The sequence below is a fragment of the Burkholderia sp. THE68 genome (genome assembly GCF_009938265.1).
Classification (GTDB): Bacteria; Pseudomonadota; Gammaproteobacteria; order Burkholderiales; family Burkholderiaceae; genus Caballeronia.
Window position 1 is genome coordinate 146,744 of the sequence record NZ_AP022317.1, and the last position, 18,945, is coordinate 165,688.

The following is an 18,945-nucleotide window of genomic DNA, read 5'->3' on the forward strand; positions in this document are numbered from 1 at the left end:
GCATCCATGCGATTACGAAGTCACGAATTCGACGAGCGCCGGAATGGTCGCGCGCACGTGCTCGCGCACGGCGTCTTCGACGCGTTTCGGATCGCCGCCTTGAAGCACCTCGATGAGACCACCGTGATCCTCGCGCGATGTCATCGGTTTGTCGGCGTGTTCCAGCCAGATGCGCATGTACGGTTCGATCGCGGAATGCAGCCCGGATAACTGGCGCATCAGGCGCGGCATGCCCGCGAGACCGGTCAGATACTCGTGAAAATCGCGGTGATACGTGACCCAGAGCGCGTGGTCCGCGTTGGCGTTTTCCATGCGGTCGAGCAGCTGTTCGAGATTGGCGATGCTGTGACGATCGATCCTGGGCACTGCCATGCGCGCCGCCAGCCCTTCGAGCACGGCGCGAATCTCGAACACTTCGCGCATTTCATCGGCGTCGAGCGCGCGCACGATGACGCCGCGATTCGGCCGGATGCGCAACAGGCCTTCCGCCGACAGCCGGCGAAACGCTTCGCGCACCGGCATGCGGCTCGTGCCGATTTCGGCGGCGATCTCCTCGGCGACGAGCCGCTCGCCCGCGCGATAACGCCCCGCACGGATGGCGCTTTCGATGAAGCGGTACGCTTCGTCTTCGGCCGAGAGCGAGATGCCCTTCGGTACGAGCAGGTCGGACATCACGGCCTCCCGGCAGGCGGCGCCACCTCGACGGTGACCCAGGTCTCGAAGCAATAGTCGTCGGCGAGCGACGTCACGCCGATGGTCGCGCGCGGCGCAACGGCGATCTCTTCGCCGAATACATCGACGAGAAAATCCGTCATCGCGCTGGCGACGAGATGCGGCTCGGTGAAATCCGGATCGCAGGCGACGAAGTTCAGCACGCGCGCGAAGCCGACGACCCGATCCAGATCGGCGACTGCGTTCTTGATCGCCGCGACGCAATGGATGCCCGTCTGACGCGCGGCCTGACGGGCATCGTCCACCGAAATCGAACGGCCTACGCGGCCGGGGAAGCGCGCATTGCCTTGCGCGTCGATGCCGGCCGTCTGCCCGGAAAGCAGCAGCAACTGGCCGTATTCATAGTACGGCTTCATCTTGCCGTACTTCGTGCCGTAGTAAGAAGGCCCGACTTCCTTCAGGGGCAGTTCGACGCCCATCTCCCGCAGGCGGGTTTCAATACGCATGCTGTTTCCTGTCATGGTTTCACTTGCCGCGCGACGTCGTCGATCGCCGCGCTGACGCGCTGCATCAGATCGTCCAGTTCGCTCTCGCTGATGATGAGCGGCGGACACAGCGCGATGGCATCGCCGATATTGCGCGTGATGACGTGCCGTCGCGCGAGCGCTTCGGACGCGAGCGCGCCGAGCTTGCCCGGCATCTCCAGCGGGCTCTTGTCCTCTTTCGACGCCACCAGTTCGATCGCGCCGATCAGCCCGGCTCCGCGCACCTCGCCGACGAGCGGATGCGCCGCCAGTTCGGCGAGCCGCGCGTGCATGCGCTCGCCGAGCACGCGCGCGCGCCCGACGAGTCCGCGTTCCTCGATGACCGCGAGATTCTCGAGCGCGACCGCCGCCGCCACCGGATGTCCGCCCGCCGTGAAGCCGTGACCGAAGGTCATGCGGCGCTCGCTCTCCTCCGCGACCGGCCGATAGATGCGTTCGTTGATCATCAGCGCGGAGATCGGCAGATAAGCCGACGACAACTGCTTCGAGAGAATCATGATGTCGGGCGTCATGCCGTAGTACTCCGAGCCGAACATGCAGCCTAGCCGTCCGAATCCACAGATGACTTCGTCCGCGACCAGCGGAATGTCGTGCTTGCGCAAGACGGCCTGCATCTTCTTCCAATAGCCCGAAGGCGGCGCGATCACGCCCCCCGCGCCCATCAGCGGCTCCGCGAACATCGCCGCGATGGTGTCGGCGCCTTCGCGCTGGATCAGCGAGTCGAGTTCATCGGCGAGACGCGTGGAGAACGCATCCTCGGTTTCGCCCGCCTTGCCTTCGCGGTAGAAATGCGGCGCGGTCAGATGCAGGAAGCCGTCGAGCGGAAGATCGAACCCGCCGTGGACGTGCGGCATGCCGGTGAGACTCGCCGAGCCGATCGTCACGCCGTGATACGCACGCTGGCGGCTGATGATCTTCTTCTTTTCCGGCTTGCCGAGCGCGTTCGCCCAGTACCAGAGAAGCTTGATCGCGGTGTCGTTCGCCTCCGAGCCCGAGTTGGTGAAGAACACCTTGCTCATCGGCACGGGCGCCATACCGATCAGCTTTTCGGCGAGATCGATCAGCGGCTGATGCGAGCGCTGCACGAACGCGTGATAGAACGGCAGCACGGACAACTGCCGCGTCGCTGCATCGATCAGGCGCTGCTCGCTGAAGCCCACCGCGACGCACCACAGCCCCGACAGCGCTTCGATGTGCTTTTGCCCGTGTTCGTCGATGACATAGATGCCTTCCCCGCGCATCACGACCTTGCCGCCCTCCTGCGCGTTTTTCACGGCGTTCGTGAACGGGTGCAGAAGGAACTGCGCGTCGCGCTGAGACAGCGCGCTGGCTTCGTTCGACTCCATGTTCTTCCTCGTTGTCGTTGGACGCACGCGGTGCGTGATCGGCTCAATTTACAACTGTAAGACTGGATACACGTATGTTCGCTTCGATGCTATTCGATCGATTTCCGGCTGTAAAGTCCTTTCCGAGGGTCTGGGACAAGGTCGATGTATCGCATAGCGATCTTTATTTCCCGCTTTGCGTGATGACACATGCAGAAATATGATGATCTCGATCACAGGACCGAGAGGAGCGATCGATGTCATCCGCCACTTTCATGGGCGTGCCGATGAAAACCGATGCAGCCAAAGGCGCATCTCGCGCATGCGTGCTCGGCGTGCCGTTCGATTGCGGTACGCATCCGTTTCGCGTCGGCTCGCGCGAAGGTCCGGACGCGATCCGCCGTCAGTCCCGGCTGCTGCGTCCTTTCTTCGTCGATCCGCAAGGGCGCGTCGCGAATCCGGTCGAGGCGCTGCGTCTTGTCGATGCCGGGAACGTCGACTGTCATCCGGGCGATGTCGCGCGCAGTTATCCGCTGATCGAGCAAGCGATGGACGAACTGCTCGCCGCGGGCATGACGCCGGTCACGATGGGCGGCGACGGCGCGGTGACGCTGCCGCAACTTCGCGCGGTGAAGAGGCGTCATCCGGATCTCGTCCTGTTGCATATCGACGCGCACACCGACACCTACGATCTCGACGGTTTCAACACGGCCACCACCTTCACGCGCGCGTCCGAGGAAGGCCTGCTCGATACGCACGCTAGTTTTCATGTGGGCGCGCGCGGCACGACCTTCATGGACGGCGTGCTCGGATTCGGGCGCTCGCTCGGATACAACGTCGTGCCGTTCTCCGAATTCGAAGCAGACCGGGATGGCTGCATCGCGCGAATCCGCGAGCGCATCGGCGCGCGGCCCGTTTATCTGTGCTTCGACATGGACATCTTCGATCCGTCGTGCGCGCCGGGCGTCTGCACGCCGGAATGGGGCGGCCTGAATCCGAAGGAAGGGATCGCGCTGTTGCGCGCGTTCGCGGGCATGAATTTCGTCTCCTTCGACGTGAACACGGTTTCGCCCGCGCAGGACGTCGGCGAGGCCACCGCGTTCCTGGCCGCGACCGTCATGCTGGAATGCTGCGCGCTCGCCGCGCAGTCGCTGCCGCAATCCCGTTAGCCGCACGCAGGATCATCGTTCAATTACTTGCGAAGAGACCCGCCATGACACGTCCGAAATCGCTGCCTCTGCTCGCCGCGGCCTGCGCGAGCCTGATTGCATTGCCCGCGGGTGCGCGCACGCTCGCCGAGGTGATGCAGACGAAGACACTGAACGTGGTGACGACGGCGTCGAGTCCGCCGCACGGCTTTCTCGACCCCGCATCGAACTCGATGAAAGGCATCATGGTCGATGTCGCCGATGCGATCGGCAAGCGCCTCGGCGTATCGGTGAAGCTCACCGACGTGCCCTTCGACGGCCTGATCCCGACCCTCACGTCCGGCCGCGCCGACGTGATGGCCGCGCCGCTCTTCATCACCGAGGAGCGCGCGCAGGTGGTCGATTTCAGCGCGCCGATCTACGGCTGGGGCGAAGGCGTCGTCGTCCGCGATGGCGACAGGAAGCACTATGGCTCGCTTACGGACTTCAAGGGCGCAAAGGTCGGCACGCTCGTCGACAGCGTGCAGTACAAGATGATCAAGGCGCTGCCCGGCACCGATGTATCCACGTATCAGGACTACTTCTCGCTTCTGGCCGATGTGCGTGTGGGCCGCATCGATCTCGGCGTGGTCGATCCGCCGAGCGTGCTGTACCAGATCAAGGCGAAGTCGATTCCGGGCGTGAAGCTCGACGCCGATTATCGCGCGCAGAAGCAGTGGCAAGTGGGCGCATGCACGCAGAAGAACAATCCGACGCTGCTCGCCGCCGTCAACGATGCGCTCGCGAAAATGAAGCAGGACGGCGAACTGCATACGATCCTCGCCAGATGGGGCGTGGCGAGCATGGAAAGTCACTGACGTCCGACCCGAACCCCGATGACGGAGCCCGCCATGACGCTCGACATCCTCAAGACCTATCTGGAGCCGCTTTTGCAGGGCGCGTGGTGGACCTTCGCACTGTTCGCGGCGTCCTCGCTGCTGTCGGTCGCGCTCGGGCTGGCGGTGTGCTTCTGCCGCATGTCGTCGGTCGCGCCGGTGCGCTCGGCTGCGAAGGCGTACATCGAAATCATTCGCGGCACACCGCTGCTCGTGCAGCTTTTCTTTCTCTACTACGGCCTGCCCGAACTGGGCGTGGTGATTCCCGGCTTCGTCGCGGGCGTGCTCGGACTCGTGCTCAACTTCGGCGCCTATCTCGCGGAGCTGTTTCGCGGCGGCATTCAGTCGGTGGACAACGGGCAATTCGAGGCATCGCGCGCGCTCGGCATGACGCGCGCGCAGCGCATGCGCGTGATCGTCATGCCGCAGGCGCTACGCACGATTTTCCCCGCGCTCGGCAACTATGCGCTCGTACTCGTGAAGGACACATCGCTCGTCGCGGTCATCAGCGTGTACGAACTGATGCGCGCGGGACAGATGCTCGCCGGCGCGACGTTCCGTTCGCTGCTGGTGTATTCGCTCGTCGGCGCGATCTACTTCGTGATGTGCGGTGCGCTGTCGTATCTGTTCCGTCGCGCAGAGAAGTCGCTATCGATTCCCGGCTACTGGAGCGGCGCGCCGGATCACAATCCCGCTGCGAAGATCTGACAGGAGCGCTGTGCATGGAACAGATCATTTCGATGCGCGCCGTCTCCAAGTGGTACGGCGAATTCCAGGTGCTCGACAACATCGATCTCGACGTACAACCGGGTGAACGGCTCATTCTGTGCGGCCCGTCCGGCTCGGGCAAGTCGACGACCATCCGCCTCGTCAACGCGCTGGAGGATCATCAGAAGGGCGAGATCGTCGTCAACGGCATCGCGCTCGATGGCCGCGCAGCCAATATTCGCCGCGTACGCGCCAACGTCGGCATGGTGTTTCAGCATTTCAATCTGTTTCCGCATCTGAGCGCGCTCGGCAATTGCACCGCCGCGCTCAGGCTGGTGAAAAAAATGCCCGCGAAGGAAGCCGAGGCACTCGCGATGCATTACCTTGAACGCGTGAAACTCGGTGCGCATGTGAACAAGTATCCGGGACAGTTGTCGGGCGGACAAAAGCAGCGTGTCGCGATCGCGCGCAGCCTGTGCATGCAGCCGCGCATCATGCTGTTCGACGAGCCGACCTCGGCGCTCGATCCCGAAATGGTGAAGGAAGTGCTCGAAACGATGATGCAGCTCGCGCGCGACGGCATGACGATGATTTGTGTCACGCACGAAATGGGCTTCGCGCGCGAGGTAGGCGATCGCATCGTGTTCATGGATCATGGCAAGATCGTCGAAAGCTGCGAACCGCGGCGCTTCTTCAGCGCGCCGCAGTCGGCGCGGGCACGCGAGTTTCTCGGGCAGATCCTCGCCTGAGGCGCACGTGCCGGCGTGCCTTCGCGCGAATGCACTCACCTGGACATCTCATGAACGACATGACGCAAAGCGAAGAATCACGCCTCTATATCAATTCGCTTGCGCGCGGCCTGCAATTGCTCACCGCGTTCACCGAAGACCGCCCGACCATGAAGCTCGGCGATCTCGCGGAGGCCGCAGGCATGACCAAGAGCGCCGCTCAGCGCTTCGCCTTCACGCTCGTCGCGCTCGGCTATCTGCACAAGAATGAAACGACCAAGGTGTACTCGCTCGCGCCGCGTTCACTCGAAGTCGGTCTGCGTTATCTGCAGACGAGCGCACTCGTGAAGAGCGCCAATCCCTATGTTCATGCGCTCAATCGCGCGTGCGGCGAGACCTGCATCGTCGCTGAACTGGATGGACACGATGTCGTGTATATCGCCCGGTTTCCGACGCATCGCGAGATGTTCGTCAACATGCCGATCGGCATGCGCTTGCCGGTTTACTGCACGGCAACGGGCCGCGCCATCCTTTCGCGTCTGCCCGACCCCACCGCTCGCGGCCTGCTCGAAGCCTGTGAGCGCGTGCCGTATACGTCGGAGACCGTGACCGATCTCGCGCGGCTGAACGAGTTGCTGGCCGAAGCGCGCGGGCGTGGCTTCGCGTGGGCCAACGGCGAGTACTACAACGGCGATATCAACATCGCGGCGGCGATCCTCGCGCCCAACGGCAAACCAGTGGGCGCGGTCAACGTTTCCGCGCCTTCGACCCGCTGGACCCTGGAGCGTGCGATAGCGGAGATCGGGCCGCAGGTTGTCGAGACGGCGCGTGCTATCGGGGGGACCAATATTTCTTTTGCCTGAGGACAGGAAGACAATCGCCCCGATTTCCTTTCGTATATCGGGCTTTCGAACCCACTGCTTCAAACAAAACTGATTCAGCTACTCTATTTGTTCTTCAAATCATTCTGAGCCGAACATGAACGTATCTGAACGCCTTGCACAAGCGGGCCTCGAATTGCCGCCTCCCATCAACCCGCTCGGCTCCTATCGAACGGTCTCCATTTCGGGGAGTCAACTCTATGTCTCCGGTCTGGGGCCCTTCGAGGATGGCAAGCCAATCGTCGGAATAGTCGGCGGGGATATGTCTCTGGAAAAGGCGCAGCACGCGGCACGTCTGACGATGCTCATGATCCTGGCCTGCGTCGATCAGGCATGCGGGCTCGACAACGTCGAGAGATGCAGTCGACTCACAGTCTATGTGCGTGCCGAACAGTCGTTCATCCAGCACCCGCAAGTAGCCAATGGCGCCAGTGACCTCTTGCTGACATTGTTCGGGCAGGACAAGCTTCCGGCTCGAAGCGCGCTCGGCGTGCACACGTTGCCGATGGGCATCCCGGTTGAGATCGACAGCATCTTCGAATTGAAGCGATGAAGATGGGCCGATCCACGCGATACCCCGCGCCGCGCGATTACAGCCTGTCACATCGCGCAAGGTATCGAACGCATCTTCGGTGGCCGGCTTGCAGTGCTCATGTATCGGCGCGCGGAAAGCTGGACGACTGCATTCGGCGAGGCGAGCACCGATGCGCGCCCACATCCTCGGCGCATCGGTAGTCCCGTTGAAGGTCAGTTCAGCCGCTTCAGTTCGCCGTCGTCGGCGTACCAGTCCACCGTCTTGCCGCTCGTGTTGACCGTAACGGCGCGTGGCTCGCTGAACTGATCGAACGACTCGATGCCCGTCTCGCGCCCCACGCCACTATTCTTGAAGCCACCCCAAGGTGAAGCAGGGTCGAGTCGATGATGGTCGTTGACCCACACCATGCCGAACTCGAGTTTCGACGCCACGCGATGCGCCCGCGCGACGTCCTGCGTCCACACTGATGCGGCGAGGCCGAACTGCGTTGCGTTGGCAATGCGAATGGCGTCGGCTTCATCTTCGAACGGCATCACGACGGTGACCGGCCCGAACACTTCCTCCTGGCCGATTTCCGATTCCGGCGGAACGTCATACATCACGGTCGGCTCGAGGAAGAAGCCAGCCTTCAGCTCCTGCGGCACGCCGCCGCCCGTCAGCAGCTTTGCGCCCGATTGCTGCGCACGTTCCAGCATCGCAAGGATGCGCCGACGCGAACGATCGGAAATCACAGGTCCGAGTTGCGTACTTGCGTCGGTCGGATCGCCGACGCGAATGTTCGCTGCTTTGGTACGGAAGTGCTCGAGAAACTCCGCATACATCGACTTCTGCACGAGAATGCGCGCACCGCACACGCAAGTCTGTCCCGCACCGATGAACGCCGCGAACGCCGCGCCGTTCACCGCGCGCTTCATGTCGAAGTCGTCGAAGAGTATCACCGCTCCCTTGCCGCCGAGTTCGAGCGTAGTCAGCGCAAAATTTCGTGCCGCCGCCTCACCGATCGAACGCCCCACCTCCGTGCCGCCCGTGAACGCCACTTTGCGAATCATCGGATGACTCGCGAGTGCGGCGCCAGCCTCGCGCCCTTCCCCGTTGACCACATTGACGACGCCCTTCGGCACGCCCGCTTCATCGAGCAGGCGAACCAGACGCACGGTCGTCAAAGGCGTCTGCTCCGACGCCTTGATCACGACGCTGTTACCCGTCGCAAGCGCAGGAGCCAGACTCTTCGACAGAATCATCAGCGGATGATTGAATGAAGTCATCAGTGCGACGACGCCGAGCGGCACGCGCTGCGTGTAGCACAGATACGGGCCTTCAATGGGAATCACGTCGCTTCGGCGCGTGAGCGCGAGCGCCGCGAAATAGCGATAGAACTGCGGCAAGCGCGATATCTGCGCGCGCGTCTCGGCTATCGGGCGGCCGTTGTTGAGCGTTTCCAGTCTGTAGAACTGTTCGAGGTCGGCTTCGAACAGATCGGCAAAGCGGTTCAGAACACGTGCGCGCTGCTGGATCGCCATGTCGCGCCATGCGCCACCATCGAAGGCGCGATGGCCCGCTTGCACCGCGCGGTCTACATCGCTTGCGGCAGCACTTGCCAGCGCACCGATCACCGCGCCCGTCGCCGGGTTGACGATGTCCATCGTACGGCCGCTTTCGGCATCGGTCCACGCGCCGTCGATGAAAAGCTGCGCGTTGAGATGATCCGGGTTCAATGTGTCCATGCGTGGTCCTTTGAATAGGGTTATTTCGAAGGCGAAGCGTGCGCGTGGCGCGCATCGTGCGTCTTCGCTGCTTCGGGTTGCAGGTCTTCGAGTCGTTCGCCGGTCGGCTCCACACCGAACCAGGCAACCACCACGATCTGGATCGCAAGCAGGCCGATCATCAACGCGAGCACGCCGACGATGCCGTGCTGCGCGAACAGCGCCACTACGATGAAGGGCGTGACGATGGTGGCTCCGCGCCCAAGCGTGTTGCAAATACCCGAGGCGCGCAGCCGCACCGGCGTGGGAAAAAGCTCCGGCACGTAGACGGCGAACAGCAGTGCGACGAGCACGTAGATTGGAATGGTGAGCAAAAGACCGATGACCGGCAGCAACACGGTGCTGGACACGAACGGATAGATCGCGCCAAACACGATGGCCGCGAACGAGGCACCGATGATGGTCGGTTTGCGTCCCCATGCGTCGGCGGTCAACGCCCCTATCCCGCTGCCGATCGGTGCACCGAGCGACATCACGAGGGCAAAGCCGAACGACTTCGCGATACTCATGCCCTGATGCACGAAGAAGGTCGGCAACCACGTGACGAAACCGTACAAGAGCGTATTGATGACGACGAGCGTCACGCAGCCGACGATCATGCGCGACAGCATGGCGCCAGAAAATAGCGAGCCGAATGACATGGGCGCGGCGTTCGGCGCTTTCGCGACGATCGCCTGCGGCAGCGACTCGCCGCCGCGCGCTTGCGTGACTTCGGCTTCGATGCGCGTCATGATCGCTTCGGCTTCATCGTTGCGGCCAACCGATTCGAGCCAGCGCGGCGACTCGGGCAGAGACTTGCGCGCATACCAGACGCCGAGCGCGCCCAGTCCGCCGACCACGAACATCGCGCGCCAGCCGAACGACGGAATCAGCAACAGGCCGATCAGGCCCGCCACAGGCAAGCCCGACACGACGAACACGGCCATCAGTCCTTGCAGCTTGCCGCGTTTGGTCGGCGGCACGAACTCCGTCAACGTCGAATAGCCAACGACGTTCTCCGCACCAAGTCCGAGGCCCATCACGAAGCGGCATCCGATCAGCACGCTCATATTTGGCGCGAGCGCCGCGCCGAGCGACGCGAGACCGAAGATCGCGAGATTCGCCTGGTACGTGAAACGCCGCCCGAAACGGTCACCGAGAAAGCCCGTGCCGAGCGAGCCGAGCATCATGCCGAGAAAGGTCAGCGACACGAACACCGCGTTCTGCGCAAGTGTCGAGAAGCCGGTTTGCAGTGTTGCACCGAGCACTGTCGATGCCACATAAATATCGAAGCCGTCGAAAAACATGCCTATGCCAATGAGCCACATGATGCGGCGATGAAACGGCGACATCGGCAAACGGTCGAGTCTCGGGCCTGCGTTGACGTACATGGTTGTCTCCTCCTTGCCGTCTCGTGCTTGTGTTGTCTGATCGTAAGGGCTCAGCGACCTTGCATCAGCCGTAACGAACTGACCGTGAGCATGTCGGTTGCAGCGCGAAAGTTCTCTTCGACGCTGCTTTCCTGCGCGGCTTGAAAGAACGCCTTGCACTGACGCGCGCCGGTCTCATCAAGTGCGAGGATGCGGTGCGTCAGTTCGTCGGCGTTCGTTTGCAACACGTCGAGGTTGCAGATACGCGTGATGAGTCCTGCGCGCAAGGCTTCGTCGGGTGTGATCGCTTCGCCAAACAGCACCATCGGGAACAGCGCCTTCGGCAACGCATAGTTCCCCGCGTATGCCATGATCGCGGCGGGCGGGAGACCTTTGCGCATCTCGGGAAACGCAAGCGTCGCGTTCGACGCGACCAGTGTGAAATCGCATAACATCGCGAGGCCAAGACCAAAACCCATGGCATCGCCCTGCACCTGCGCAATTGAGATGAGCGAGGTGTTCCGCACGAGCCGCTTCATCTCGATGAGACGCGCGACTTCCCTGCGAATCGACACCGCATCCACGCCCGCACGCTCGCGACCGACGCAGAACGCGTCACCCGCAGCGCGGATTCGCAGCACACGCGCTATCGGGTCTTGCGCTTCGGCGCGCAGCGCGGCGGACATGGCCTCGAACATGGAGGCCGAAATCTCGTTGCCGCACTCAGGTCGATTCAGCGTAAAGGTCAGCACGCCGTCTGCCCTGTCGATCAGAACCGGCTCCGGCAGAAGATCTCGATCCATGACGTCTCCGTGTGTATAATCTGTATACAGCGTATTCAAATAATCACCGAGGTGTCAATGCCTGCTGCAAAAACTGTTCGCAAACGCGTGACAAACCATGCCGCTGCGGTCACGCCGACGCTGGAAGGCATCGCGGAGCGCCATCACGCGCGGCTGCGTGCGGTGGACGCTTCTGGAGATTCGCTGAGCGAAGGCGTGGTCATTCCCTCGTTGCGTGAGGCGATCGTGGAAGGTGTGTTGAGGCCGGGAAGCCGACTTTCCGAGGTTCAGGTCGCCAAACAACTGAACGTCAGCCGAACACCGATGCGTGAAGCGTTCGCACAGCTCGAACGAGAGGGTCTGGTGAATATCGTGCCCCGCGTCGGGGCATTCGTGCGAACGGTGACCTTGCGCGATGTCGAGGAAATCTACACGGTGCGTGCGGCGCTCGAATGCCTGGCAGTGCAGCTCGCGTCTGAACGGATCACGCCATTGGGTACGGCGCAGCTCGACGACGTGATCGCGGCTATGCAGGCGAGCGTAGACATCGACGACTCCGCCGCTTATGTCGACGCGCTCGACCGGTACTACGCGATCGTCATGACGATCGCTGACAATCGCACTTTGCAGGAGAACCATGCCGCGCTGATCGGTCCCGTGCGACGCCTTCGGCGCATCGCGATGGCGCGCGGCGGGCGGATGCGCGCATCGTTCGACATGGCGAAGAAGATCCGCGATGCAATCGTCGCACGTTCGCCGCAAGTTGAAGAGCTGATGCGCGAGCAGTTGCGTGGAGCGTGCGCCGCGGCGCTCGACGTTCTCAAGAGCACCACCGATTGAGGCTCGGGTCAGGAGGGCATTTGCTCTCCTGACGTTTCGCTTTCTTCGGCCTTGTGCTGCGTTAACCGCTTCCAATGCACGTGCCACTTCGAATGAGCCAATCCGCCCACCCTGTCCATAGTCCTGCCGGACGAAGGCGTTGAGCCGCTCAAGCCTGTTTGTGAGCCGATCGAGCATGTGCTTTCGAGTTCGCCACCGCTAGACTTGATTCGTCAGCGGTCGTCGCAGTCGCCACAGCGGGCGCCGACGCTGCAAACTCAGTCGATAGCACACAGGAGGCTCAAATGCCGAACGTCGAGCACTATGAGTATGTTTTCCTCGGTGGCGGAAAAGGCGGCAAGACGCTTGCCATGGAACTGGCCAACGCGGGTCGGCAGGTTGCGCTGATCGAACGCGGAATGATTGGCGGCTCGTGCATCAATGTCGCATGTATTCCGACCAAGACGCTGATCCAGCAAGCGCGGGTAGCACATGTCAGCAAAACGGCCAAAGCCGACATGGCGCAGGTCACGCGTAACGTACGGGCGGTCGTCGAAGGCATGGTCGATATCAACATGAAAGCCTTCGTCGACTCGGGTTTCGATTTGCTGTTGGGCACGGGACATTTCATCGGCCCGCGACGCATTCATGTCCAGATGAACGATGGTTCGGCGCGACAGCTGGAAGGCGAACACGTGCTCATCAACACCGGCACGACCGCTGCCATTCCGGACGTCCCGGGTTTGCGGGCGGCTGGACCGTTGACGCACGTCGAAGCGCTGCAACTCGATGTGACACCGGAGCATCTGATCGTAATAGGTGGTGGTTATATCGGCCTGGAAATGGCGCAGGCGTTTCGCCGGCTCGGCGCCCCGGTTACGCTGATTCAGGAAGCACCGCGCGTTGCGATGCGGGAGGACGAGGACGTCACGTCGCTGATCGAAGCCTCGCTGAAGGAAGAAGGCATCGACGTTCGTGTAGGCGTGAGACCGGTCAAGGTGACCGGCACGTCGGGGCAAGCCGTGGAGATCGAGCTCGATAACGGCGACAAGGTATCCGGCAGCCACATACTCGCCGCGGCCGGACGCATACCGGTCACCAAAACGCTCGGTCTCGATGCAGCCGGCGTGGAGGTCGATGCGCGCGGATTCATCAAGGTGGACGAGCGACTCGCCACCACGGCACACAACACGTGGGCGATCGGCGAAGTGGCCGGTACACCCATGTTCACGCACGCTTCGTTCGACGACTATCGCGTGCTGAAGTCGCAACTTGCCGGCGGCTCGAAGACGACAACCGGAAGGGTCGTTCCGTACGCGCTCTTTATCGAGCCGGAACTCGGCCGGATCGGCCTGAATGAAGCGGAAGCAAAAGCACAGGGTATCGCAGTGCGCGTCGCCAAACTGCCGATGACGGCGATACCGCGCGCCCGCACGAATGGTGCCACAAGCGGCTTCATGAAGATCCTGATCGACGCGCATTCAGACCGCATTCTCGGCTTTACGATGCTGGGCACGAACGCGGGCGATGTCGTCACAGCGGTGCAGATGGCCATGCTTGGCAACCTGCCTTACACGGCGGTGCGCGACGCGATCATTTCACACCCGTTAATTTCCGAAGGCCTCAATATCCTGCTCGCCACGGTGCCGCCGCGCAAGGTCGATTGATGGTGCGAAGGGTTCGGTGTGCAAACCGCCGACGCGCGGGCCTTGCCGCGCGCCGCGCTCTAGCCTTGACAAAGATAAGTCGCAGAACTAGCTTGAAATCAGGCTTGCGCGATGCGCATTCGATTCGGAGGCTCTTGAGATGACTCGCAAACTTATCGTGCTGGCGCTGATATCGACGTCGCTCTCCGGTTCGATTTCTCTATCGACCGCGGCAGAAGAAAGCACGTCGTCGGCATCAGACGGACGGGCCTCGCCGGTGTTCGGCGTGACCCTTCCTGCAGGCTACCGCGATTGGCAATTCATCAGCGTGGCGCATGAAGCGGGCAACAACAATGATATCCGCGGCATTCTCGGAAACGGCATCGCAATGAAAGCCCTCAAGGAAAGGACGTTGCCCTTTCCAGACGGTTCCATCATCGTGCGGCTCGCCTACGAATATGTATCGTCAGAACGGAACAACGCGATTTTCGGCCGCGAACAGTCATTCGTCGCTGGAGCACCAACCAATGTTCAGATCGAGGTAAAGGACTCCAGGCGTTACGCGAATACGGGCGGATGGGGTTACGGGCAGTTCGAGAACGGTAAGGCCAATCCGAGTTTGAAGATTATCAATAGCTGCTTTGCTTGCCATGCGAAATTGCCAGCTAGCGCAGATTTCGTGTTCACGACCTATTCAAAGTAGGTCAGCTTGCAGCGCCGAGAAGACCGCGTCTCTGCCGAAATGCGGTACGTCGACGAAATCCGCGGAGCTGACCGGTGCAGCCACAAGTGGATAGCCTGACTGAGACTCATATTGCCGTGTTACTAGACCGAGATGTCGAATCCACGTTTCGCGCAAGAAAATCACGTATCAGCGGCACCATCTCATCTGCCTTGTCTTCCAGCGCAAAATGACCCGTATCAAGCAAATGGGTCTCGACGTCCGGCAGATCGTTTTTGTACGGATACGCACCGTCCGCCGGGAAGATGAAGTCGTTCTTGCCCCACACGATCAGCATCGGAGGTTTGAACTCCCGGAAGTACGCCTGCACTCGCGGGTATAGAGGCAGATTGGTTCCATAGTCATAGAACAGGTCGAGCTGGATATCATTGTTGCCCGGGCGATCGAGCAATGCTTGATCGTGGACCCAGTTGTCCGGCGATATACGGCTGCGATCGGATACACCGTCGGTATATTGAAAGATGGTCGTCTCGATAGTGAGTAGCGACAGCAACGCTTTTCGGCTTGCATCCGAGCCGTCGGCCCAATAGGTTTTGATAGGGTCCCAGAACGCCTTGAGACCTTCGTCGTATGCATTCCCGTTCTGGACGATGAAGCCTGTCACGCGGTCCGGATGCTTCAGTGCAAGTCGCCAGCCGACAGGCGCACCGTAGTCCATGACATACATTGCGTAGCGGCTAACGCCGAGTTGATCGAGAAGGCTGCCTACCAGTTCGCTGAATCGGTCGAACGTGTATGCAAACTCCGTGTGATCCGGCATGTCGCTTTGACCATAGCCGGGATAATCCGGCGCAATCACATGGTAACGGTCGGCGAGCGCAGGAATCAGGTGCCTGAACATGTGCGACGACGTCGGAAAGCCATGCAATAGGAGAACCACAGGCGCGTCCGGCGGCCCGGCCTCCCGGTAAAAAATCTTTAGTCCTTCGATTTCCGCCGTTCGGTGATGTGTGACAGGGAAGGCGGTCTTTGAGAGGTTGACAGCAGATGTAGCACTCGAAGCGACACTGTTCATAACGATGCTCCATGGGCTAATAGGTGACCCGCGACTCGGAACCAAAAGACTTGTGAGATCGAGAGATCTGGACGCCGACAATCAAAAGCTCAACCCATCGTCGCGACGACCTCGTCAGTGGAAATCACAGCGTGCGCGAGAAATGCGTAGTTGATCATTGCGGCTTTATAGCCATCTCCCCAAACGGGATGGCGAGGCCCTGCGGTCGCGTCGGCTACGACATAAACCTCGAAACCCTGTTCGAGTAAATCCCGCAGATGAGCCTCGACACACATGTTGGCAAGCATGCCGCCGAGGATCACCTTTCGCACGTAGCGTTTGCGCAATTGCAGTACAAGGTCGTTGGTCTGCGGCCCGAAAACCTTGTGGGGACTCGCGATGACGGTGCGGCCATCATCGATGTAGGGCTTGAATTCCTCAAGCCAGTCCGCGCCCGATCCTTGAAAACCCAGCAGGTTCAAAGGGCCCTCGCGTGCGAACGTACCGGTTGAAAACTCGTCTGCCTCCAGCGGACCATTGAACTTCCACGCACGATCGGTCGGAAAGAAGTAATGGGGCGATATGAAAACATTGAAATCTGCTGATTTCGCCGCTGCAAATATTCTCAGCATGTTTTCAACCGTTTTGTTCTCCGTGACACTCGCACCTACCGCCCCCCAGTTTTTCCCGGACGGGCTCAGGACATCGTTCTGCGGGTCGATGAAGACCACCGCCGTATCGCTTTGATCGAAATTCATCACAAGGCCTTTTCACAAGAGATAAAGGGCAGCGTAAGAAGTCGTTCACGTGCTCCGGGCCGCCAGCGCGAACAGGCAAGAGCGCTCAAAGGCAATCGATCAGTTCACATCGCCGACAACAAGCGCCCGACTCAACTCCACGCGCGGGGCGACCGCGTGCAGCCGGCTGGGACGCTTGCTGCGGATGCGTAGCCGGTTGAAACATAAGTCTAGTCGACCACTTTGCTCCTGACACTACCGTTATTGTCTGATCAGATAAGGTCATCAGAGCTTTCTTCTGCTGTGTTTCGCTGCGGATACCCTGCATCTGCCCCCTTACGAGCGGCAGATGATGATCGACGTAAGCCGCGCGATCGAAACAAACGCCAGGTTCGCCTGCGTAAGTCACGTAGATCGTGACGCCGGGTTGCTGAACGGCGGCCTGAAGGTTTTCGAAGCTTCGTAGTGGGGCGAACGCGACTGACGTCTAAAGGTATCGGCCGCCCTGACGCATAGCCGAGCTACCATCCACGCAGGGTCGCCGTCGTCAGATCTCGACGGCGGGTCTCTATCAGCAACAGCAACGCGGAAGCCGATATGACCGCGGATCCCACCATGAACCAGGCTATCGATGAGCCCTTCCCCGTTGCCGAGAGTAGCGCCGTCGTGACAATGGGCGTCACCGCGCTGCCCAACAGACCGGAGAGCATGTAACTGACCGACAGCCCCGAATAGCGAATCCGGGTGCCGAACAGCTCGGCCAGAAACGTTGCAATCGGTCCATAGTTCGCGGCAAAGGCAGTCATCATCAGCAGGTAACCGAGAAGCGCAAACGAGAACTCGTGGGTGTCGAGCAGCCAGAAGAGCGGAAAAGCCAGCAATGCCTCGGCCGCAATACCGCCAACGATCACTGGCTTACGGCCGATCACATCGGAGAGTCGTCCGAATGCGGGCAACATCAGGATGCAGAGCGCGCATGATATGAGCGCGATCGTCAGCATCGCACTGCGCGAAAAGCCGAGTGTCTGTGTTCCATACGTCAGTCCGAACGCGACGATAAGATTGAACGACGTGCCGGTCGACATGGTGGCGACTCCTCCGAGGAGCACCAGTTTCCAGTGTTTCCCCAGCAATTCGAACAACGGCACCTTTACCTGTTCGCCGGCGCTTTTGGTCCTCTGAAACGACGGCGTTTCGGATGTGTTCAGGCGCACGTAAAGACCGACGAGGACCAGCAAGGCGCTGAGCAGGAAAGGAATGCGCCAGCCCCAGGCGACCATCGCTCCGCTGGGCAACAGCGCGTCGCTCAACAGGAAAGCAAGATTGGCGATCAACGTGCCTGCAGGCACACCGATCTGCACCCATGATCCATAAAGGCCACGCCGATTCGCGGGCGCGTGCTCGACTGCCATCAACACCGCGCCGCCCCATTCTCCGCCAAGCGCAAGCCCCTGCACGACGCGAAGCGTGAGCAGCATCAGCGGCGCCCAGATACCAATCGACCCATAGTCCGGCAACAGCCCGATGCAAAACGTGGCAAGTCCCATCATCATCAGTGACACCAGCAACATCGACTTGCGTCCCCGCCGATCGCCGAAATGGCCGAACAATGCAGCGCCCGCAATACGTGCCAGATACGCAGAGGCGAATGTGCCGAACGCGAGCAAGGTGCCGACGAGCGGGACGAAGCCTGGAAAGAAAACCTTATTGAACACGAGCGCTGATGCGGTCGCGAACACGAACAGGTCGTACCATTCGACCGTGGTGCCTATGACGCTCGCAATGGCAATCTTCTTCATACCAAGTTCGACTTCGTCCCTTTCGGGTACGTCGACGGCGCGGGCTTGATTCATGGGAGCCTCCGTGAGTATGTCGACCGCGCGCCGCCACCGGATCGCTCGCGACGAAAGTAGACATGGTTTGGGTAAGGGGCGGCGCAGCACGACGCCGAACCGATCGAGAGGGTGAAACCATGCGCTTCGCTGCTTCCGCATTCCCTGATCGGAACGCCGCGGTCACTCCGCAGCGTTCGCGATCAGGTCGATAAGCGGAGCGACGCGAGCGGCTAACGCGTCGATTGCTTGATATACGCGATCACTTCGTCGGCGCTCGACACATCTGCGTATCGCCGGGCCACATCGCGCAGGTTGTCGCGGTGCGGTCCTTCTTCGATATCGCCGACACAGTCTTCAGGAACGACCGTACGGAAACCCCACTGGAAACTGTCGATGGTGGATGCACGGATACATCCGCTCGTGTTGCAGCCAGTGACGATAATAGTCTCTACGCCCTCCTTAATGAAATACGGGACGACTGGCGTCTGGAAGAATATCGACGGCCCGGACTTGCAGACCACGACGTCGTAGTTTTCGTCGTAAATCAGCGGGTCCAGAGCCGAACTTGGATGGTCCAGTCTGAACTGATCGCGAACCGCGGCCACCTTCCAGTACGGCATGTCGCGCTCGCATTTATAGGCGGTGAAACAGGTCGCGACAGGTACGTTGTGCGCCCGGGCGATCTTGAGCAGACGCGCCGTATTTTCAAGCCCGCGCATGACGAGCGGCGCTCCGCCGAGCGGATATTTCGGATCGGTGAACGCGAGTTGATAATCCACGACGACGATTCCGACCTTCCCCTTCATACCAATCCCGACGGCTCCATACGAGCGATTCTTGTAGTCGTCCATTTCTTCCTCC

Annotated in this window: 19 protein-coding genes; 9 read left to right on the forward strand and 10 right to left on the reverse strand. The window is 61.0% G+C overall.

What is annotated here, in order from left to right:
• Positions 1-12: 12 nt before the first annotated feature.
• Genes BTHE68_RS21960 through BTHE68_RS21970 form a run of 3 tightly spaced genes read right to left on the reverse strand, consistent with a single transcriptional unit; the run spans position 13 to position 2,563 of the window.
• Positions 13-672: a GntR family transcriptional regulator gene (locus tag BTHE68_RS21960; RefSeq protein WP_162068434.1), complete on the reverse strand. Its 660-nt coding sequence runs from the start codon at positions 670-672 to the stop codon at positions 13-15.
• The gene (locus tag BTHE68_RS21965; RefSeq protein ID WP_174258102.1) at positions 672-1,178 is read right to left on the reverse strand and encodes a RidA family protein; all 507 of its coding nucleotides are present in this window, start codon (positions 1,176-1,178) and stop codon (positions 672-674) included. The genes BTHE68_RS21960 and BTHE68_RS21965 overlap by 1 nt, the downstream gene beginning before the upstream one ends.
• A gap of 11 nt (positions 1,179-1,189) precedes the next feature.
• Entirely contained in the window at positions 1,190-2,563 is a 1,374-nt protein-coding gene (locus tag BTHE68_RS21970; RefSeq protein ID WP_162068436.1) for an aspartate aminotransferase family protein, read from the reverse strand.
• Positions 2,564-2,817: 254 nt separating this feature from the next.
• On the opposite strand from BTHE68_RS21970, the gene BTHE68_RS21975 reads away from it, so the two are divergent.
• The 6 genes from BTHE68_RS21975 to BTHE68_RS22000 all read left to right on the forward strand — a co-directional run bounded on the left by BTHE68_RS21975 (position 2,818) and on the right by BTHE68_RS22000 (position 7,435).
• Positions 2,818-3,711, forward strand: coding sequence for an arginase family protein (locus tag BTHE68_RS21975; protein ID WP_162069132.1), 894 nt, complete (start codon positions 2,818-2,820; stop codon positions 3,709-3,711).
• Between the two features lie 44 nt (positions 3,712-3,755).
• Positions 3,756-4,547: an ABC transporter substrate-binding protein gene (locus BTHE68_RS21980; RefSeq protein ID WP_162068437.1), complete on the forward strand. Its 792-nt coding sequence runs from the start codon at positions 3,756-3,758 to the stop codon at positions 4,545-4,547.
• 33 nt (positions 4,548-4,580) lie between these two features.
• Positions 4,581-5,273, forward strand: coding sequence for an amino acid ABC transporter permease (locus BTHE68_RS21985; RefSeq protein WP_162068438.1), 693 nt, complete (start codon positions 4,581-4,583; stop codon positions 5,271-5,273).
• A gap of 14 nt (positions 5,274-5,287) precedes the next feature.
• Positions 5,288-6,022 carry an amino acid ABC transporter ATP-binding protein gene (locus BTHE68_RS21990; RefSeq protein ID WP_162068439.1) on the forward strand — a complete coding sequence of 245 codons (735 nt, stop codon included), beginning with the start codon at positions 5,288-5,290 and terminating at the stop codon, positions 6,020-6,022.
• Positions 6,023-6,072: 50 nt separating this feature from the next.
• A complete protein-coding gene (locus BTHE68_RS21995) occupies positions 6,073-6,864 on the forward strand; it encodes an IclR family transcriptional regulator (RefSeq protein ID WP_232078077.1) in 792 nt (263 codons plus the stop codon).
• 115 nt (positions 6,865-6,979) lie between these two features.
• On the forward strand, positions 6,980-7,435 hold the full coding sequence (locus BTHE68_RS22000) for a RidA family protein (RefSeq protein WP_162068440.1): 456 nt from the start codon (positions 6,980-6,982) through the stop codon (positions 7,433-7,435).
• A gap of 194 nt (positions 7,436-7,629) precedes the next feature.
• Here the strand turns inward: BTHE68_RS22000 and BTHE68_RS22005 are convergent, their stop codons facing one another.
• From BTHE68_RS22005 to BTHE68_RS22015, 3 genes are read right to left on the reverse strand one after another with little or no spacing between them, the layout of a single operon-like run.
• Positions 7,630-9,141 carry an aldehyde dehydrogenase gene (locus BTHE68_RS22005; protein WP_162068441.1) on the reverse strand — a complete coding sequence of 504 codons (1,512 nt, stop codon included), beginning with the start codon at positions 9,139-9,141 and terminating at the stop codon, positions 7,630-7,632.
• Positions 9,142-9,161: 20 nt separating this feature from the next.
• Positions 9,162-10,550, reverse strand: coding sequence for an MFS transporter (locus BTHE68_RS22010; RefSeq protein WP_162068442.1), 1,389 nt, complete (start codon positions 10,548-10,550; stop codon positions 9,162-9,164).
• Between the two features lie 50 nt (positions 10,551-10,600).
• Positions 10,601-11,332 (reverse strand): enoyl-CoA hydratase/isomerase family protein, encoded by a 732-nt coding sequence (locus tag BTHE68_RS22015; protein WP_162069134.1) that lies wholly within the window; start codon positions 11,330-11,332, stop codon positions 10,601-10,603.
• Positions 11,333-11,341: 9 nt separating this feature from the next.
• On the opposite strand from BTHE68_RS22015, the gene BTHE68_RS22020 reads away from it, so the two are divergent.
• The 3 genes from BTHE68_RS22020 (at position 11,342) to BTHE68_RS22030 (ending at position 14,479) form a co-directional block, all read left to right on the forward strand.
• Positions 11,342-12,151 carry a GntR family transcriptional regulator gene (locus BTHE68_RS22020; protein WP_232078078.1) on the forward strand — a complete coding sequence of 270 codons (810 nt, stop codon included), beginning with the start codon at positions 11,342-11,344 and terminating at the stop codon, positions 12,149-12,151.
• 284 nt (positions 12,152-12,435) lie between these two features.
• On the forward strand, positions 12,436-13,797 hold the full coding sequence (locus BTHE68_RS22025) for an FAD-dependent oxidoreductase (protein ID WP_162068443.1): 1,362 nt from the start codon (positions 12,436-12,438) through the stop codon (positions 13,795-13,797).
• Between the two features lie 139 nt (positions 13,798-13,936).
• Positions 13,937-14,479: a cytochrome P460 family protein gene (locus BTHE68_RS22030; RefSeq protein ID WP_162068444.1), complete on the forward strand. Its 543-nt coding sequence runs from the start codon at positions 13,937-13,939 to the stop codon at positions 14,477-14,479.
• A gap of 106 nt (positions 14,480-14,585) precedes the next feature.
• On the opposite strand, the gene BTHE68_RS22035 is transcribed toward BTHE68_RS22030, so the two are convergent.
• The 4 genes from BTHE68_RS22035 to BTHE68_RS22050 form a co-directional block, all read right to left on the reverse strand.
• On the reverse strand, positions 14,586-15,533 hold the full coding sequence (locus BTHE68_RS22035) for an alpha/beta fold hydrolase (protein ID WP_162068445.1): 948 nt from the start codon (positions 15,531-15,533) through the stop codon (positions 14,586-14,588).
• Positions 15,534-15,622: 89 nt separating this feature from the next.
• The gene (locus tag BTHE68_RS22040) at positions 15,623-16,270 is read right to left on the reverse strand and encodes a cysteine hydrolase family protein (RefSeq protein ID WP_162068446.1); all 648 of its coding nucleotides are present in this window, start codon (positions 16,268-16,270) and stop codon (positions 15,623-15,625) included.
• Between the two features lie 500 nt (positions 16,271-16,770).
• Entirely contained in the window at positions 16,771-18,102 is a 1,332-nt protein-coding gene (locus BTHE68_RS22045) for an MFS transporter (protein ID WP_162068447.1), read from the reverse strand.
• A gap of 212 nt (positions 18,103-18,314) precedes the next feature.
• Positions 18,315-18,935 (reverse strand): isochorismatase family protein, encoded by a 621-nt coding sequence (locus BTHE68_RS22050; protein WP_162068448.1) that lies wholly within the window; start codon positions 18,933-18,935, stop codon positions 18,315-18,317.
• Positions 18,936-18,945 lie beyond the last annotated feature (10 nt).

What these genes read in the sequence shown, in the direction of transcription:
- BTHE68_RS21990 (WP_162068439.1), top strand. Translation starts at nt 5,288, where the DNA reads ATGGAACAGATCATTTCGATGCGCGCCGTCTCCAAGTGGTACGGCGAA.
- BTHE68_RS22010 (WP_162068442.1), bottom strand. Translation starts at nt 10,550, where the DNA reads ATGTACGTCAACGCAGGCCCGAGACTCGACCGTTTGCCGATGTCGCCG.
- BTHE68_RS21975 (WP_162069132.1), top strand. Translation starts at nt 2,818, where the DNA reads ATGGGCGTGCCGATGAAAACCGATGCAGCCAAAGGCGCATCTCGCGCA.
- BTHE68_RS22005 (WP_162068441.1), bottom strand. Translation starts at nt 9,141, where the DNA reads ATGGACACATTGAACCCGGATCATCTCAACGCGCAGCTTTTCATCGAC.
- BTHE68_RS22015 (WP_162069134.1), bottom strand. Translation starts at nt 11,332, where the DNA reads ATGGATCGAGATCTTCTGCCGGAGCCGGTTCTGATCGACAGGGCAGAC.
- BTHE68_RS21965 (WP_174258102.1), bottom strand. Translation starts at nt 1,178, where the DNA reads ATGCGTATTGAAACCCGCCTGCGGGAGATGGGCGTCGAACTGCCCCTG.
- BTHE68_RS22040 (WP_162068446.1), bottom strand. Translation starts at nt 16,270, where the DNA reads ATGAATTTCGATCAAAGCGATACGGCGGTGGTCTTCATCGACCCGCAG.
- BTHE68_RS22045 (WP_162068447.1), bottom strand. Translation starts at nt 18,102, where the DNA reads ATGAATCAAGCCCGCGCCGTCGACGTACCCGAAAGGGACGAAGTCGAA.
- BTHE68_RS21980 (WP_162068437.1), top strand. Translation starts at nt 3,756, where the DNA reads ATGACACGTCCGAAATCGCTGCCTCTGCTCGCCGCGGCCTGCGCGAGC.
- BTHE68_RS21970 (WP_162068436.1), bottom strand. Translation starts at nt 2,563, where the DNA reads ATGGAGTCGAACGAAGCCAGCGCGCTGTCTCAGCGCGACGCGCAGTTC.
- BTHE68_RS22025 (WP_162068443.1), top strand. Translation starts at nt 12,436, where the DNA reads ATGCCGAACGTCGAGCACTATGAGTATGTTTTCCTCGGTGGCGGAAAA.
- BTHE68_RS21995 (WP_232078077.1), top strand. Translation starts at nt 6,073, where the DNA reads ATGAACGACATGACGCAAAGCGAAGAATCACGCCTCTATATCAATTCG.
- BTHE68_RS21960 (WP_162068434.1), bottom strand. Translation starts at nt 672, where the DNA reads ATGTCCGACCTGCTCGTACCGAAGGGCATCTCGCTCTCGGCCGAAGAC.
- BTHE68_RS21985 (WP_162068438.1), top strand. Translation starts at nt 4,581, where the DNA reads ATGACGCTCGACATCCTCAAGACCTATCTGGAGCCGCTTTTGCAGGGC.
- BTHE68_RS22035 (WP_162068445.1), bottom strand. Translation starts at nt 15,533, where the DNA reads ATGAACAGTGTCGCTTCGAGTGCTACATCTGCTGTCAACCTCTCAAAG.
- BTHE68_RS22030 (WP_162068444.1), top strand. Translation starts at nt 13,937, where the DNA reads ATGACTCGCAAACTTATCGTGCTGGCGCTGATATCGACGTCGCTCTCC.
- BTHE68_RS22000 (WP_162068440.1), top strand. Translation starts at nt 6,980, where the DNA reads ATGAACGTATCTGAACGCCTTGCACAAGCGGGCCTCGAATTGCCGCCT.
- BTHE68_RS22050 (WP_162068448.1), bottom strand. Translation starts at nt 18,935, where the DNA reads ATGGACGACTACAAGAATCGCTCGTATGGAGCCGTCGGGATTGGTATG.